We start from the raw sequence: 14,695 nt of genomic DNA, 5'->3' as shown, positions 1-14,695 counted from the left end.
CGCCGCTGGCTCCACAGCAAAATACCTACGGCGAAAAGCGTCAGCAGGACGCCGAATACAGCCAGGACTATCGGGATGCTTCTATCCGGTATCACTGGCGGGAATCCATCAATGGAAAATTCAGTCGCCTATCGACTGTTCGAACTTCTCTTTCAAGTACAGCGCAAGAGCGAGATCGTCGGCCAGTTCCAGCTTTTTCATTGCGCGCCGCTTATGCGTGCTGATGGTCTTTTTGCTGCGCAAAAGCTTGGCGGCAATCTGCGTCACCGACAGTCCGAGCGCGATATTGCGCAGGATTTCCAGCTCGGCGTTGGTCAACCGTTCTTCCGGCCGCTTGGGCCGGCAATCGCGCACGTGGCCGTCGCTGCAGGAATAGAAGGCGCGTGGCGCGTTGACAGCGAGCCGGATCATGTCCGCCAGGAAGGGCAGGCGCTCGCCTTTCGGCACGTAGCCGTTGGCTCCGGCCTTGAACGCGGCGTATTCCGTGTCCATGATCTTGCCGGCCGAAAAGGTGATGATGATCAGATCGGGATGCAGCCGGCGTATGCGCTTGATGAAATGGATCCCTTCCCAAGGCTGGCGCGGCAGGTAGAAATCGACGATGACGACGTCGCAGGGCACTTTTTTCAGGCTGTCCAGGAAGCGGACCGCCGAAGTTTCGGTATGCACGACTTCGAAGTCGGCCTGGTGCTGCAAGAACGACGCCATGCCCAGCGCGATGACCGGGTGGTCGTCCAATACGGATACGCGGATGCGATGGCGTGGGCGCGATGTCAGCAGATAGCGCCGCACGGAAGGTTCGCCGGAAATCAGCATTTGCGTGGCGGCGGGAGGAGGGGGGGGAAGGCTGGGAGCGAGCGGCATGCATTTCCTTGCTTGCAGTGCGCGCGCCGGCCGCAGGCGCGGCGTGGCGGCTTGCCAGTGGATAAAAGCGGGACACTGGCGGCGGGTCGTTACGCAGTTTATGGAGGGCATTCCCATATCAGCCATTCCTTGGGTGAAAATAAGACCGGCCTGAGGAGTGTGGATACAGTCGCTTTCATGCCGGTGCAGGGTGCGCTCTCCGTAACCTATTCCAGGGTTTTGCTCCCAAACGGTGATACAATCGGAAAATTCCATGGTGGTATCGCCCTGCCTCCCGAGCTGTGTTCCATGGCCGGAATCGTCGGCGGCGTCGTCCATCGGCTACAGACTTGAATGCGCATCGCCATGCACGCTTACCAACCCGTCCCGGCAGCACGAACGCCGACGCGAACTGCGACCTGGAGTCGTCGCCAGCTACCGCGTTGAACGCTGTTTCGTGTCTGTCCCGTGGAAACGGGATCGCAACACCAAGCCAAATCACCAAGAAAAACGCGGCCGAAAGCCGCGTTTTTTTACTTGTCACTCAGGAAAACTAAGATGGTACAAATCACCTTGCCCGACGGCTCCCGACGCGAATTTCCGGGCCCTGTCACGGTGGCCGAAGTCGCCCAGTCCATCGGTACCGGGCTGGCGCGGGCCGCCTTGGGCGGCAAGGTGACCGTCGAAGGTGAAGCGCCCAAGCTGGTCGATACCAGCTTCCGCATCGAGCAGGATGCCCGGCTGGGCATCGTCACGGCCAAGGATCCGGAAGGCCTGGACCTGATCCGGCATTCCACGGCCCACCTGCTGGCCTACGCGGTCAAAAGCCTGTTCCCGGATGCCCAGGTCACGATCGGCCCGGTGATCGACAACGGCTTCTATTACGACTTTTCGTACAAGCGTCCCTTCACGCCGGAAGACCTGGAAGCCATAGAAAAGAAGATGGCCGAACTCGCGAAAAAGGACGAGGTCGTCACGCGCGAGGAGTGGAAACGCGACGATGCGGTGGCCTTTTTCAACGGCATCGGGGAAAAGTACAAGGCCGAGATCATTGCCTCCATTCCGTCGAATGAGACGATCAGCCTGTACCGCGAAGGCGACTTCATCGATCTGTGCCGCGGCCCGCACGTGCCGTCGACGGGCAAGCTCAAGGTCTTCAAGCTGATGAAGGTGGCGGGCGCCTATTGGCGCGGCGACAGCAAGAACGAGATGCTGCAGCGCATCTATGGCACGGCCTGGGCGAGCAAGGAAGAGCAGGACGCCTATCTGCACATGCTGGCGGAAGCGGAAAAGCGCGACCATCGCAAGCTCGGCAAGGAGCTGGACCTGTTCCACTTCCAGGATGAGGCGCCGGGCCTGATTTTCTGGCATCCCAAGGGCTGGCAGCTGTGGCAACAGGTGGAGCAGTACATGCGCGCCGTGTACCGCGACAACGGCTATGACGAAGTCAAGGGTCCGCAGATCCTGGACCTGTCGCTGTGGAAGAAAACCGGCCACTGGGACAACTACCGTGAAAATATGTTCACGACGGAGTCCGAGAACCGCGTCTACGGCCTGAAGCCGATGAACTGCCCGGGCCATGTGCAGATCTTCAATGCCGGCCTGCGCTCTTACCGGGACCTGCCGCTGCGCTATGGCGAATTCGGCCAATGCCATCGCAACGAACCGTCCGGTTCGTTGCACGGCATGATGCGGGTGCGCGGATTCACCCAGGACGATGGCCATATTTTCTGCACGGTGGACCAGATGCAGGACGAGTGCGCCGCATTCACGTCCCTGCTGCAAAAGGTCTACCGCGATTTCGGTTTCGAGCAGGTGCTCTACAAGGTCGCGACCCGGCCCGAAAAGCGGATCGGCGACGACGCCACCTGGGATGCCGCCGAACAGGCGCTGATGGATAGCCTGAAGCGTACCGGCTGCGAATTCGAAATTTCCCCCGGGGAAGGCGCCTTCTACGGCCCCAAAATCGAATACACGCTGAAGGACGCTATCGGCCGTCACTGGCAGTGCGGCACGCTTCAGGTGGATTTCTCCATGCCGGTGCGGCTGGGCGCCGAGTACGTCGACGCGGATGACCAGCGCCGGCCGCCGGTCATGCTGCACCGCGCGGTGCTGGGTTCGCTGGAACGTTTCATCGGGATGCTGATCGAAAATCACGCCGGTGCGATGCCCGCGTGGCTGGCGCCGGTGCAGGCCGTGGTCTGCTGTATCTCGGAACCGTCCGCGGATTACGCCGCCCAAATCACGCAAACCCTGAAAAAACAAGGCTTTAGGGTGGAGTCGGATTTGCGCGGGGAGAAAATCACTTATAAAATCAGAGAGCACAGCCTGCAAAAGGTCCCGTACATTCTTGTCGTGGGCGACAAGGAACGGGAAGCCGGGTCGGTTGCCGTCCGCGCGCGCGGGGGGCTGGACCTCGGAACGCTCGGATTGGACGACTTCGTCGCCCGTCTGAAGGACGAAGTCACGCAACGGCGTGATATCGGCCGCCCTGAGCAGGATTCGTAAACGTTTTAGGAGTTGTCAACATCGCCACTGAAAAAGCCAACCGCATCAACGGTGAAATTCGTGTTCCCGAGGTGCGTCTGATAGGTCTGGACGGGGAGCAGCTCGGTATTCAAAAGATTGCCGATGCATTCCGTCTGGCCGAACAAGCCGACGTCGATCTGGTGGAAATCGCGCCCAATGCCGAGCCGCCGGTCTGCCGCCTGATGGATTACGGCAAGTTCAAGTACCAGGAACAGAAGCGCCAGGCGGAAGCCCGTGCCAAGCAGAAGGTCATCCAGGTCAAGGAAGTGAAATTCCGCCCGGCGACCGATGAAGGCGATTACCAGGTCAAGCTGCGCAATCTGCGGCGTTTCCTTGAAGAAGGCGACAAGGCCAAAGTGACGCTGCGGTTCCGCGGACGCGAAATGGCGCACCAGGAACTGGGTATGCGGGTGCTGGAACGAGTGCGCGACGATCTGACGGAGCTGGCCATGGTCGAATCCATGCCCAAGCTGGAAGGTCGCCAGATGATCATGGTGTTGGCGCCGCGCAAGAAAGCGACGCAGGGTAAGGAAGCGGCGGGCGCCTGAAGGCCGGCCAGTCCGTCGTCAACACGCCGCCCTCCCGACGGAGGGCGGCGCACGTTCCGGGTGTCGCGATGCATGTCCTCTTCATTATTGATCCCTTGCCGCTGCTAAAGGCGTACAAGGATAGTTCCGTCGCCATGATGCGCAGCCTGGTGGCGCGCGGCCATACGCTGAGCGTGGCCTTGCAAGGCGATCTGTACATCGACGAAGGCCGTGTCCTGGTGAAGTCCACGCCTATTTCCTTGGTGGCGGACGCGGACCTGCATGCCCACGATTGGTGGCGCGATACCGGCGCGGCGACCGAGCAGCCCTTGTCGGCCTTCGGCGCGGTCCTGATGCGCAAGGACCCGCCTTTCGATATGGAGTACGTGTACGCCACGCACCTGCTGGAATATGCGCAGGGCCAGGGCGCCAAGGTGTACAACCACGGCGCCGCCATCCGCAATCATCCGGAAAAGCTGGCGATCACGGAGTTCTCCGAATTCACGGCCCCCACGCTGGTGACGCGCGATATGGCGCGAATCAAGGCCTTTCATGCGCGGCACCATGATGTCATCGTCAAGCCGCTGGATGGTATGGGCGGCACGGGCATTTTCCGCTTGCGCCAGGAAGAGCCCAATCTGAACGCCATATTGGAAACGCTGACGTATGACGGTACTCGCACCATCATGGCCCAGCGCTATATCCCGGACATCGTCAAGGGCGATAAGCGGGTATTGATCATAGGCGGTGAACCGGTTCCGTACGCCTTGGCGCGCATACCGCTGGCGGGTGAAACGCGCGGCAATCTGGCCGCCGGTGGCCGTGGCGTGGCGCAGCCCTTGTCGGACCGCGATCGCGAGTTGGCGTCGACGATCGGCCCGCGGTTGGCCGCGCGCGGTTTGCTGCTGGTGGGATTGGACGTGATCGGCGACTACATCACCGAAGTCAATGTGACCAGCCCCACCTGCTTTGTCGAAATCACCGAACAAACCGGTTTCGATGTGCCCGGCATGTTCGTCGAAGCGCTGGAACGCGCTGTCGCCGCGTAAGCGAAACTCCTCATGACCGGCATCGTTATCGTCGTACACACGCCGCTGGGCTCGGCGATGATGGACTGTGCCAGTCACGTGATGGGCAGCGTCAAGGAAGTCGCCGTCCACGATATCCGGGCGGACGACATGCCGGACGCCAAGGTCCCCGGCGTGGTGGCCGATATCCTGCGGCTGGGGCAGGATGGCAACGGGGTATTGGTGCTTACCGATCTGGTCGGCGCGACGCCGGCGAATATTGCCAAGCAGGCGGTGCTGGAAGCGCAGGCGCAAGGTGTCCAATGCGCCGTGCTGGCCGGCCTGAACACACCCATGCTGCTAAGGGCATTGACCTACCGCGGCCTGCCGCTGGCGGAGACCAGGGAAAAGGCGCTGGCCGGGGGGGTACAAGGAGTCTTGCGTGTAGACTGAGCGGAAATTTATCCTATCATGTCACCTGGTATCTTCAGCCCTATCGCCAGCGGTTCCGCGCCGACTTCCCCTATGCCTATCACCGAAATCACGATCAGCAATAAACTCGGCCTGCACGCGCGCGCAGCGGCCAAGCTCACCCAGCTGGCCAGCAAGTTCAACAGCGATATTTTCATCTCGCGCGGGGCGCAACGCGTGAACGCGAAGAGCATCATGGGCGTCATGATGCTGGCGGCAGGCCTGGGCGTGACGGTAAAGCTGGATGCATCGGGACCGGATGCGGAAAACGCGCTGAAGGAAATCGAATCCCTGTTCGACAGCAAATTCGGTGAGCTCGAATAAATCGATCATCGCGCAAGCCTTGCCTGAACCCGCCCGCGCGCAGGTTCGCCGGGCCGCTGCCGCCGTTCAGGGCGGCGGCGATGCCGGAACGCCGAATGCGGTCATCTGCCTGTACGGCCAAGGGGTGGCGCGCGGTTATGCCATCGGCCGGGCCGTGGTCATGGGCGCGGCGGCGCTGGAAGTCGCCCACTATCGGATAGCACCCGAACAAGTCCAGGCCGAATGCGAGCGCCTGACCGCGGCGCTGGAGGCCGCCCAGGCCGACCTGCTGCAGATGGCGGACACGCTGCCGGACGATGCGCCGCGCGAACTCGGCGCCATGCTCAATGTGCACCGGCTGCTGCTGGGTGATCCGTTGTTGGCGGAGCAGGCGTTGCTGCTGATCAAGGAGCGGCACTACAACGCCGAATGGGCCTTGACCACGCAAGGCCAGCTGCTGGGCGAACAGTTCGACGCGATGGAGGACGAATACCTGCGCGAACGTGGCGCCGATGTGCGCCAGGTCATCGAGCGGGTGCTTCATGTGCTGGCCGGGACATCCGGCATACGCGATCCAGCCGATCTGGACGGCGACGATCCGCTGGTCGTGGTCGCGCACGATATTTCCCCCGCGGACATGCTGCGGCTGCGCGGCGGTCGCTTCCTGGCCTTCGTGACGGACCTTGGTGGCTCGACTTCCCATACGGCCATCGTGGCGCGCAGCATGGGCGTGCCGGCGGTGGTGGCGCTGGGCAATGTGCGGGAGCTGGTGCGCGACGGCGATATGCTGATCGTGGACGGCGCGACGGGCGCGGTGATCGTCAATCCATCGTCCGTCGTGCTGGACGAGTACCGCGACCGGCAGCGCGTCTATGCCAGCGAACGGGCGGAACTGGCCCTGCTGCGCGACGAGCCTTCCATCACCCTGGATGGCATCGGCATCGTGCTGCACGCCAATATCGAATTGCCTGAAGAGGCCGAGCCCGCGCTCGCGGCCGGCGCGGATGGCATAGGCCTGTTCCGCAGCGAATTTCTTTTCATGGGACGGCCCGACCTTCCCGGCGAAGAAGAGCAATACCAGGCGTATTCGTCGGTGGTCAAGGTGATGGCCGGGCGTCCCGTCACGATACGTACGTTGGATATCGGCGCGGACAAGGCGCTGGATGACGAAGCCACGGTCGCCACCAATCCCGCCCTCGGGCTGCGGGCGATCCGCTACTGCCTGGCCCATCCCGAAATGTTCGCGACGCAACTGCGCGCCATCCTGAGGGCGTCCGCGCACGGGCCGGTGCGGGTGCTGATTCCCATGATCGCGCACATGCACGAGGTCGAGGCCACTCGCGTGGCGCTGGATGCGGCGCGGCGCGAATTGGATGCGCGCGGCCAGCCGTATGCCGCCCATATTGAACTGGGCGCGATGGTGGAGGTGCCCGCGATTGCGATCGCCATTGAACCGTTTGCCCAGGCCCTGGATTTCCTGTCCATCGGGACCAACGACCTGATCCAGTACACCTTGGCGATCGATCGCGGCGACGGGCTGGTGGCGCCTTTGTACGATCCGCTGCATCCTGCCGTGTTGCGCTTGGTGGCGCATACCATCAATGCCGGCGAGCGTGCCGGCAAGCCGGTGGCGGTGTGCGGCGAAATGGCTGGCGATGCCAACCTGACGCGCTTGCTGCTGGGCCTGGGCTTGACGGAGTTCTCCATGCATTCGCAGCAATTGCTGGATGTGAAGCGCGAAGTCCGCCGCGCGCATTCGAATGCCTTGCGTGTCAAGCTGGCCGCGGTATTGAACCGGGCCTTGCCCGTCGATCTGGCAACGCTGAACCAGGCTTGACCGCGGTCCGGGCGACCCTTTCACGAGCCTGGGGCAAGCCCGCCTGGCCCATGCCGGATCCTTGAGACCGCATCGGTCTTTGGTGTTCAACGCGCGCCGGTATCACCACCCCATGGCATACGCCGTCCGCCTAGGATCGGCGCCGGCGGCGCGCGGCCCGTATTCCGTGTCCACGCAGATAGCGCATAGCGCACCCGCGCTGGCGATGAAGTCCGGCCACATGGTGACCTGGTGCCCCTTGGCCGCCAGTTCCGCCAGCGTCGACTCGGGAATGCGGCCCTCCGCGCACAGGTGGCCGGGCGTGTAGTTGTGCGGATGCTGGCTGGCCGGGAAATTGAACGTGGCCACGCGCGGCTGCTCGATGGCCGCCTGCACGTCCATTTTGTAGTCGACGACGTTGAGAATGAGCTGGGTCATCGCCTGCGGCTGGACGTCCAGGCCTGGCGTGCCGAACGTCATCGCCAGCTTGCCGTCCTTGAGCATCAGGGCGGGGCTGGGCGTCAGGCGCGGCCGCTTGCCCGGCTGCAGGGACGAGGGATGATTGGGATCCAGCCAGCTCTGGAAGCCGCGCGGCGAAAGCACCACGCCCACGCCCGGCACCACAGGGGTATAGCGGACGCCGTCGCTCGGCGTGGCGGAAAACCCATTGCCTTCGCGATCGACCACGCAACAGTAGCTGGTGTCGGATCCCAGCGGACCCGGTTGCGGCGCGGGCGGCTGGTAGCCCCCGCGCCCGGCCTTGCCTTCGAAAGCCCATGGGTCGCCGGGCGCGGGCATGTCCTTCCAGGCCGACTCCAGCGAAATGCGCTCGACCCACTGCTTCGCGTAATCCTTGTCGAGCAGGCCGCCGATGGGAACGTCAACGAAGTCCGGATCGCCATAGAAAGCGTGCCGGTCCGCGAAGCTGGCCTTCAGCGCCTCGATGATCACGTGCAGGCTCCTGGCTGAATTATGGCCATAGGACGCCAGGTCGTAGTTCTCCAGAATATTCAGCGTCTGGGGCAGCACGGGACCTTGGCACCACGGTCCACAGGCAAAGACCTCGTAGCCGCGGTACGTCGTTTTGACCGGCGGCTCCACGCGCACGGAGAATTCGGCCAGGTCGTCATAGTCGAGGAAGCCGCCTTGCTCTTGCGAAAAGCGCGCCATTTTTTCCGCCAGGTCGCCTTTGTAGAACACGTCGCGCGCGGCCATGATCGCCGCCGCGCGGTCGCATCCGCGCGCCGCGGCCTCGCGTTCGGCGTCCATCAATACCCGCAGGGTTCCCGCCAAGGTCGGTTGGCGCACCATGTCGCCGGTCTGGTACGGCGTGCCGTCCGGCCGGACATACTCCCTGGAAGTGGGCCATCGCATGAGATTCGCGTGGATGCCCGTCAGCATGTGGGTGAACAGGCGGCTGGCCGGGAAGCCCTCGGAAGCCAGCTGGAGCGCGGGCTCCAGTACCTGCCCCAGGGTCATGGTGCCGTAGCGCGCAAGGGCTGTGAGCCAGGCGTCGCAGGCTGACGGCGTGATCGCGTTCTTCACGCCCAGGGGAATCTCGCCCTTGAGTTCATCGCGGAAGTATTCCAGGCTGGCTTTCTTCGGCCAGCGGCCCAGGCCGGAAATGGTGACGACTTCGCGGGTCTTCGCCAGATAGATGATGATGGGGGCCACGCCCCCCAGATTGGTCAGGTCCGGCTGCGTGACGTTGATGCAGACGCCCGCGGCCACCCCGGCGTCCACGGCATTGCCGCCCATTTGCAGAATGCTCATGCCGGCCTGCGTGGCCAGGTAGTGGCCGGCGGAGACGGCATAGTTAGCCGAGGTGATGACGGGGCGAAACGTTGGGGTGACGAAAGTTGCCATGATTACACCTGCGGTCTGTTAGTACGCGATCCGTATCCGGAGAGAAGAAAGCCAACCGTGCGCGGGACCCTCTGGGGGCGGACGTCTGGGTAGTCAGGTATCCGCGCGTCATCCCGGCATGAGCGCATCCGCGAGTCGCCGAGCCGTATTGACGGACCCGGTCAGGCCCAGGTGTCCATGCCCGACGGCCAACCACAGGCCGGCGTGCCCGGGCGCGGGCCCGACCACCGGTACGGAATCCGGCATGCACGGCCGATGTCCCATCCAATGCTGCGGTTTCACGCCCCTCAACCGCGGAAACACCTCCACCGCCAGTCGTTCCAGCACCGCCGTACGACGCGCGCTGGGAGGGGCATCGAGACCGGCGATCTCCACGGTGCCGCCGATCCGCAGGCCATCCATCATGGGCGCCATGAAAACCTTCTTGTCCGCCAGCACCACCGTGCGCGAGATCAAGGAGGATAGGCCCGGGTACTGGACGTGATAACCGCGCTGGCTTTCCAGCCGCAGCTTGATGCCCAACGCGCCCACCAGGCGCGGCGCCCAGGCCCCCGCCGCAACGACGATCTCGTCGCACTCGATCGGGTCGCCATCGTTCATCACCATCCAGCCGCCCGCCGATGGCTTCACGGTTCGTACATCGGCCCGCAGCAGCTCGCCGCCGCGCGCGACGTAGGCCCGTACTATCGCCTGCACGTAGCGCAAGGGATCCAGCACGGTAGCGTGATCCGGAATGAGGACGGCCGACCGATACCTGGCGGGAAGTCCGGACTCCAGTTCCTCGATTCCGGCGCGGTCGAGATACTCCAGCCGCTGCCCGTACGAGCTGCGCAGCGCCCAGGTCGCCTTGTCCTTGGCGCGCGCCTGATCGTCGGGGTAGAGAAACAGGTGTCCTTTCTGTTGCAGCAGATGCGGGACGCCGACCTCTTGCGCCAGCGCGGCATGCGCGACATTGCTACCCTGATACAGCTCGTGCAGCCGGTTCGCACTGGTGTGGACGGTTTGCGGCCTGGCCGAGGCCAGGAAGCGCCACAGCCATGGCAGCGCACGCGGCAGGTAGCGGGGGGCCAGCGCCAACGGGCTGTCGGGATCCGTCAGCATCGACGGCAGGGTCGAGACTATGCCGGGCATCGCCAAGGGAGCGATGGAACTCTCGCTGATGGCGCCCAGATTGCCATAGCTGCATGCACGGCCGGGTTCGTCCCGGTCGATCAACACGACTCTCGCACCGCGCTTGACCAGCGCAAAGGCGATACACGCACCCACGATACCCGCGCCGATCACGGCGACCTGCTTGGTCATGCTATGGCTACTCCTCTTACTGCTTTTCCATATGCGCGGCGACGCGCAGCTTGTCGAAACGCTCGATATCGGCGCGGATCAATTTCTCATAGCCGGCGGGCGTTTCGTGCACCGGCACCGAACCCACATCGGCCAGCTTCTTCATCACTTCGGGCGAAGACAAGGCGTCGTTGATCGCCTTGTTCAGCTTGGTGACAACATCGGCCGGTACGCCCGCTGGCGCGATCACGCCAACCCAGTCCGCCACCTCGTATCCCGGCAAGCCGGATGCGGCGATGGCCGGCACCTCGGGCAGCAGCGGCATGGGCTTCGCGCTGCCCACGCCCAAAGCCCGCAGCTGCCCGCTCTTGATCAGCGGAACGTAAGCCGTGACCGAATCGATCGACGACACGACCTCGCCGGAGAGCAGATCGCGCAGGGCCTCGCCCGTGCCCTTGTAAGGGACATAAGTCACGGTGGTGCCGGCCAGGGTGTTGAACATCAAGCCGGCGAAATGCGCGGAGGATCCCGGCCCGCCCGACGCCATGGTAAGCCCCGGATGGCTCTTCACGTAGGCGATGAATTCCTTGACGTCATGCACCGGCAGGGAAGGGTTGACCACCAGGACCTTGGGCGTACGGGCGACGGGTGCGACCGCCCGGAAATCCTTCAGCGTGTCGTAGGGCAGCTTCTTGTAGATGGCCGCATTGATGGCATGCGAGGTCGAGGCGAACAGCAAGGTGTAGCCGTCGGCGGGCGCCCTGGCCACGGCCACGGAGGCCACGGTGCCGCCCGCGCCCGCGCGATTCTCCACCACGACGGATTGCCCCAACCGCGTCGTCAGTTGTTCCGCGGTAAGGCGCGCCATCATATCGGTGTTGCCGCCGGGGGCGAAGCCCACGACCAGCCGGATTGCATGCGTGGGATAGCCCTGGGCGGCCGCGGGAGAGTGATAGGCGCCCGCGATGCCGATGACTAGACAGGCAAGCACGGCGTGCGCACGATGGTTCGCGTTCATAATTTCCCTTGATCTGTTGTAGCGAACGTCCACGTTGTGTCGTGGCGGCCCCTATTCGTGGTGGCGCAATTAGGTTAGCCTCCGGCATACCCCGGGGTCCAATCGTTTTTGGTTCTGGTTCCATAAGCGCATTGGATACTCCAGTGCACTGCTCATGCTCAATATCCGACAACTCAGGGCTTTCGCGGCCGTCATGCTGGCCGGTTCGGTAACCGGCGCGGCCGAGCGCCTGCGCATATCGCAACCCGCGATCAGCGCGCTGATCGCAGGCCTGGAGCGCGACCTGGGCTTCAGCCTGTTCGTGCGCGACCGCAACCGGCTGCAGGCCACCAGCGAAGCGACCTTGTTCTACCGTTCAGTGTCGGCGGTGCTTGAACGCCTGGACGGATTGGAGCGCCTTGCGACGGACATCCGCCACGCCGACGAAGGGACGCTGCGTATCGCGGCCCTGCCTATGCTGGCGCTTGAATTCCTGCCCAGGGTGGCGGCCGGATTTCTCGCGCGGCATCCCAATGTCAGGATGATCTTGCAGACGCACAGCTCGCCCACCGTCGCCAGCCTGATGGCCACGCAGCAGTTCGACCTCGGGTTTTCCGAGTCGGCCTATGACGAGGGATGGATCAACGCCCAACGCTTGCGGGTGCGCTGTGTGTGCGTGGTGCCCGTCGGTCATCCTTTGGCGTCCCGCGCGGTAGTGACGCCCGCCGATCTGGATGGCCTGCCTATCGTGACGGCGCCGGCGGGTCATGTGCGCACCCAGCATCTGGCGGAAGTGTTCCAGGCCCGCGGCGCGCGATTGAACGTGCGGGTCGAGACAACGTTGTTCGCGTCCATGTGCGCCTTCGTGTCGCAGGGCGCCGGTTATGCGCTGGTGGATGCCATCACCGCCGGCGGTGCCCATGGCGCCGGCCTGGTGATCCGGCCATTCGAGCCACCCTTCTACAATGACTTCGCCGTGCTGTATCCCGCCAGCAAGCCCATATCACGCATCGCCGAAGCGTTCATGCAGGAGGTGATGGCGGAACTGGCGGGGTTCGCGGAATAGCGAGATCGGCCCGGCGCGCTATTCCGGCGCGGTCGCCGGCGTGTCCCCGCCCGCGGGATAAAGATGGCAGGCGATGCGCGTTTCCTGGTGCGCAAGCAGGGCCGGCCTTTCCTGCGCGCAGCGTGGCATCGCATGCCTGCAGCGCGGGTGGAATGGACAGCCCGCCGGCGGGTCCATCGGATCCGGGAACGACAGGCCCAGGCCCGTGTCGGGGATGCCGAGGCCGGGTTCGGGCGTCAGGACGGACGCCAGCAAGGCCTGGGTGTATGGATGCCGAGGCGCGCGGAAGACCCGCGCCGCCGGACCCGATTCAACGATTCTGCCCAGGTACATGACCGCGACCTCGGTGGCGATGTGTTCGACGACGGCCAGGTTGTGGCTGATGAAGATATAGGTCAGGTTGAACTCGCCGCGCAGGTCCATGAGCAGGTTCATGATCTGGGCCTGGACCGACACATCGAGCGCCGACGTGGGCTCGTCGCAGATGACGACTTCCGGATGCATGACGAGGGCGCGCGCGATCGCCACGCGCTGGCGCTGTCCGCCGGATAGTTGGCCCGGCGTACTGCCGGCCAGCCGCGCGGGCAGTCCGACGCGTTCCAGCATGTCGATGGCCTTGCGTTGGCGGGGATTGTCGATGCCATGCACTTCCAGCGGCAGGGATACGATGGATGCGATGGAGCGGCGCGGATTCAAGGACGAATAGGGGTCCTGGAACACCGGCTGCACGCGCCGCGCCAGTTGCCGGCGAGGCATCTCGCGTATGTCGCTGCCGTCCAGGCGTATCGTGCCGCCGCTGGGCGCCGTCAGGCCGAGCAGCAGGCGGGCCAGCGTCGACTTGCCGCAACCCGATTCGCCGACGATGCCCAGCACGCCGCCGCGCGGCACGGCGAGGTCGACGCCGTTGACGGCATGCAGCGTACGCTTGGGCTTGAACATGCCTGCCCGCACGGAAAAGCTGCGCGCAACGGCCTGGGCCTGGATGAGTGGCGTCATGGCGCCACCAGGGCATCTTCGGCCTGGCGGATGCAGCGCCAGGCATGTTGATCGAGATGGCGGACCGGCACGTGATGGACGCAGGCCGCTTCCGCGCAGGGGCAGCGGTCGCGGAACGCACAGCCCTTCAGCTCGCCGGTGAGCGCGGGCACCACGCCCGGGATCGTGCCCAGGTGCTGGCCCGGCGCGCTGCGGCCGGGCACGGGAATACAGGCCAGCAGGCCCTGCGTATAGGGATGGCGGGGCCGCTCGAATAGCGCGCCCACCGGTCCCTCTTCCACGATCTGGCCGGCGTACATGACGGCGACCCGGCTGGCGATGCGCGCCACGACGCCCAGATCGTGCGTGATCAGGACCAGAGCGATGCCGAGTTCGGCCTGCAGGTCGGCCAGCAGCCGCAGGATCTGCGCCTGGATGGTCACGTCCAGCGCGGTGCTGGGTTCATCGGCGATGAGCAATTCCGGTCCGCACATCAGCGCCATGGCGATCATGACGCGCTGGCGCAGTCCGCCGGACAGCTGGTGCGGGTATTGGCCCAGGCGGCCGCCCGCCGCGGCGATGCCCACCCGCTCCAGCAGTTCGACAGCGCGGTCGCGAGCTTGTGCGGCGCCGGTGCGCCGGTGGTACACGTAGTGCTCGGTCAACTGGTCGCCGATGGTGTATGCGGGATTCAGCGCCGTCATGGGCTCCTGGAAAATCATCGCCATTCTGTCGCCGCGCAACGCGTTCAGGCGCCGGTTGGACAGGGTGGCGATGTCTTTTCCGAGGACCGCGAGGCGGCGCGCGCGGCGGCGCGCGGCCTTGGGCAGCAGTCCCATGATGGCCAGCGACGTCATCGATTTGCCGCAGCCCGATTCGCCTACCAGGCACAAAGTGTCGCCGCGGGCAACCTGGAAGGAAACGTCGCGCACCGCGTGCAGGGGCCCGCGCTGCGTATCGATATCGACGTGCAGGCCCTGCACATCCAGCACGATGTCGGCATGGGTCGCCATG

At 64.5% G+C, this 14,695-nt stretch carries 13 protein-coding genes; 7 read left to right on the top strand and 6 right to left on the bottom strand.

All coding sequences use genetic code 11. The annotated features are described in order from the left end of the window. Positions 1–120: 120 nt before the first annotated feature. Positions 121–1,182: a response regulator transcription factor gene (locus tag ACNA0R_RS21095; RefSeq protein WP_415828030.1), complete on the bottom strand. Its 1,062-nt coding sequence runs from the start codon at positions 1,180–1,182 to the stop codon at positions 121–123. A gap of 219 nt (positions 1,183–1,401) precedes the next feature. Here ACNA0R_RS21095 and thrS point away from each other — a divergent pair, with 219 nt between their 5' ends. The 6 genes from thrS (at position 1,402) to ptsP (ending at position 7,517) form a co-directional block, all read left to right on the top strand. After that, complete coding sequence (gene thrS, locus ACNA0R_RS21090) at positions 1,402–3,351, top strand: threonine--tRNA ligase (protein WP_415828029.1); 1,950 nt, start codon at positions 1,402–1,404, stop codon at positions 3,349–3,351. A gap of 20 nt (positions 3,352–3,371) precedes the next feature. Continuing rightward, complete coding sequence (infC, locus tag ACNA0R_RS21085) at positions 3,372–3,920, top strand: translation initiation factor IF-3 (RefSeq protein ID WP_415828160.1); 549 nt, start codon at positions 3,372–3,374, stop codon at positions 3,918–3,920. A 68-nt stretch (positions 3,921–3,988) separates the two neighbouring features. Continuing rightward, positions 3,989–4,948 carry a glutathione synthase gene (gshB, locus tag ACNA0R_RS21080; protein ID WP_415828028.1) on the top strand — a complete coding sequence of 320 codons (960 nt, stop codon included), beginning with the start codon at positions 3,989–3,991 and terminating at the stop codon, positions 4,946–4,948. A 12-nt stretch (positions 4,949–4,960) separates the two neighbouring features. Then, positions 4,961–5,359, top strand: coding sequence for a PTS sugar transporter subunit IIA (locus ACNA0R_RS21075; RefSeq protein WP_415828027.1), 399 nt, complete (start codon positions 4,961–4,963; stop codon positions 5,357–5,359). Between the two features lie 72 nt (positions 5,360–5,431). Continuing rightward, positions 5,432–5,701, top strand: coding sequence for an HPr family phosphocarrier protein (locus tag ACNA0R_RS21070; RefSeq protein WP_415828026.1), 270 nt, complete (start codon positions 5,432–5,434; stop codon positions 5,699–5,701). Positions 5,702–5,810: 109 nt separating this feature from the next. Then, positions 5,811–7,517 carry a phosphoenolpyruvate--protein phosphotransferase gene (gene ptsP / locus ACNA0R_RS21065; RefSeq protein WP_415828159.1) on the top strand — a complete coding sequence of 569 codons (1,707 nt, stop codon included), beginning with the start codon at positions 5,811–5,813 and terminating at the stop codon, positions 7,515–7,517. Positions 7,518–7,619: 102 nt separating this feature from the next. Here the strand turns inward: ptsP and ACNA0R_RS21060 are convergent, their stop codons facing one another. From ACNA0R_RS21060 to ACNA0R_RS21050, 3 genes are all read right to left on the bottom strand, one after another. Then, positions 7,620–9,362, bottom strand: a complete 1,743-nt coding sequence (locus tag ACNA0R_RS21060) for a gamma-glutamyltransferase family protein (protein WP_415828025.1) — start codon at positions 9,360–9,362, stop codon at positions 7,620–7,622. A 108-nt stretch (positions 9,363–9,470) separates the two neighbouring features. Further along, positions 9,471–10,664, bottom strand: coding sequence for an NAD(P)/FAD-dependent oxidoreductase (locus ACNA0R_RS21055; protein ID WP_415828024.1), 1,194 nt, complete (start codon positions 10,662–10,664; stop codon positions 9,471–9,473). A gap of 16 nt (positions 10,665–10,680) precedes the next feature. Further along, the gene (locus tag ACNA0R_RS21050) at positions 10,681–11,661 is read right to left on the bottom strand and encodes a Bug family tripartite tricarboxylate transporter substrate binding protein (RefSeq protein ID WP_415828023.1); all 981 of its coding nucleotides are present in this window, start codon (positions 11,659–11,661) and stop codon (positions 10,681–10,683) included. 154 nt (positions 11,662–11,815) lie between these two features. Between ACNA0R_RS21050 and ACNA0R_RS21045 the strand changes: the two genes are divergently transcribed. Next, entirely contained in the window at positions 11,816–12,706 is an 891-nt protein-coding gene (locus ACNA0R_RS21045) for a LysR substrate-binding domain-containing protein (RefSeq protein ID WP_415828022.1), read from the top strand. Positions 12,707–12,724: 18 nt separating this feature from the next. On the opposite strand, the gene ACNA0R_RS21040 is transcribed toward ACNA0R_RS21045, so the two are convergent. Both ACNA0R_RS21040 and ACNA0R_RS21035 read right to left on the bottom strand, forming a co-directional pair. Then, the gene (locus ACNA0R_RS21040; RefSeq protein ID WP_415828021.1) at positions 12,725–13,702 is read right to left on the bottom strand and encodes an ABC transporter ATP-binding protein; all 978 of its coding nucleotides are present in this window, start codon (positions 13,700–13,702) and stop codon (positions 12,725–12,727) included. Further along, positions 13,699–14,694: an ABC transporter ATP-binding protein gene (locus ACNA0R_RS21035; protein WP_415828020.1), complete on the bottom strand. Its 996-nt coding sequence runs from the start codon at positions 14,692–14,694 to the stop codon at positions 13,699–13,701. The genes ACNA0R_RS21040 and ACNA0R_RS21035 overlap by 4 nt, the downstream gene beginning before the upstream one ends. Position 14,695 lies beyond the last annotated feature (1 nt).

Source organism: Bordetella sputigena (genome assembly GCF_965137885.1).
Classification (GTDB): domain Bacteria; phylum Pseudomonadota; class Gammaproteobacteria; order Burkholderiales; family Burkholderiaceae_B; genus Bordetella_C; species Bordetella_C sputigena.
This window is presented reverse-complemented; position numbering and strand designations above follow the sequence as displayed.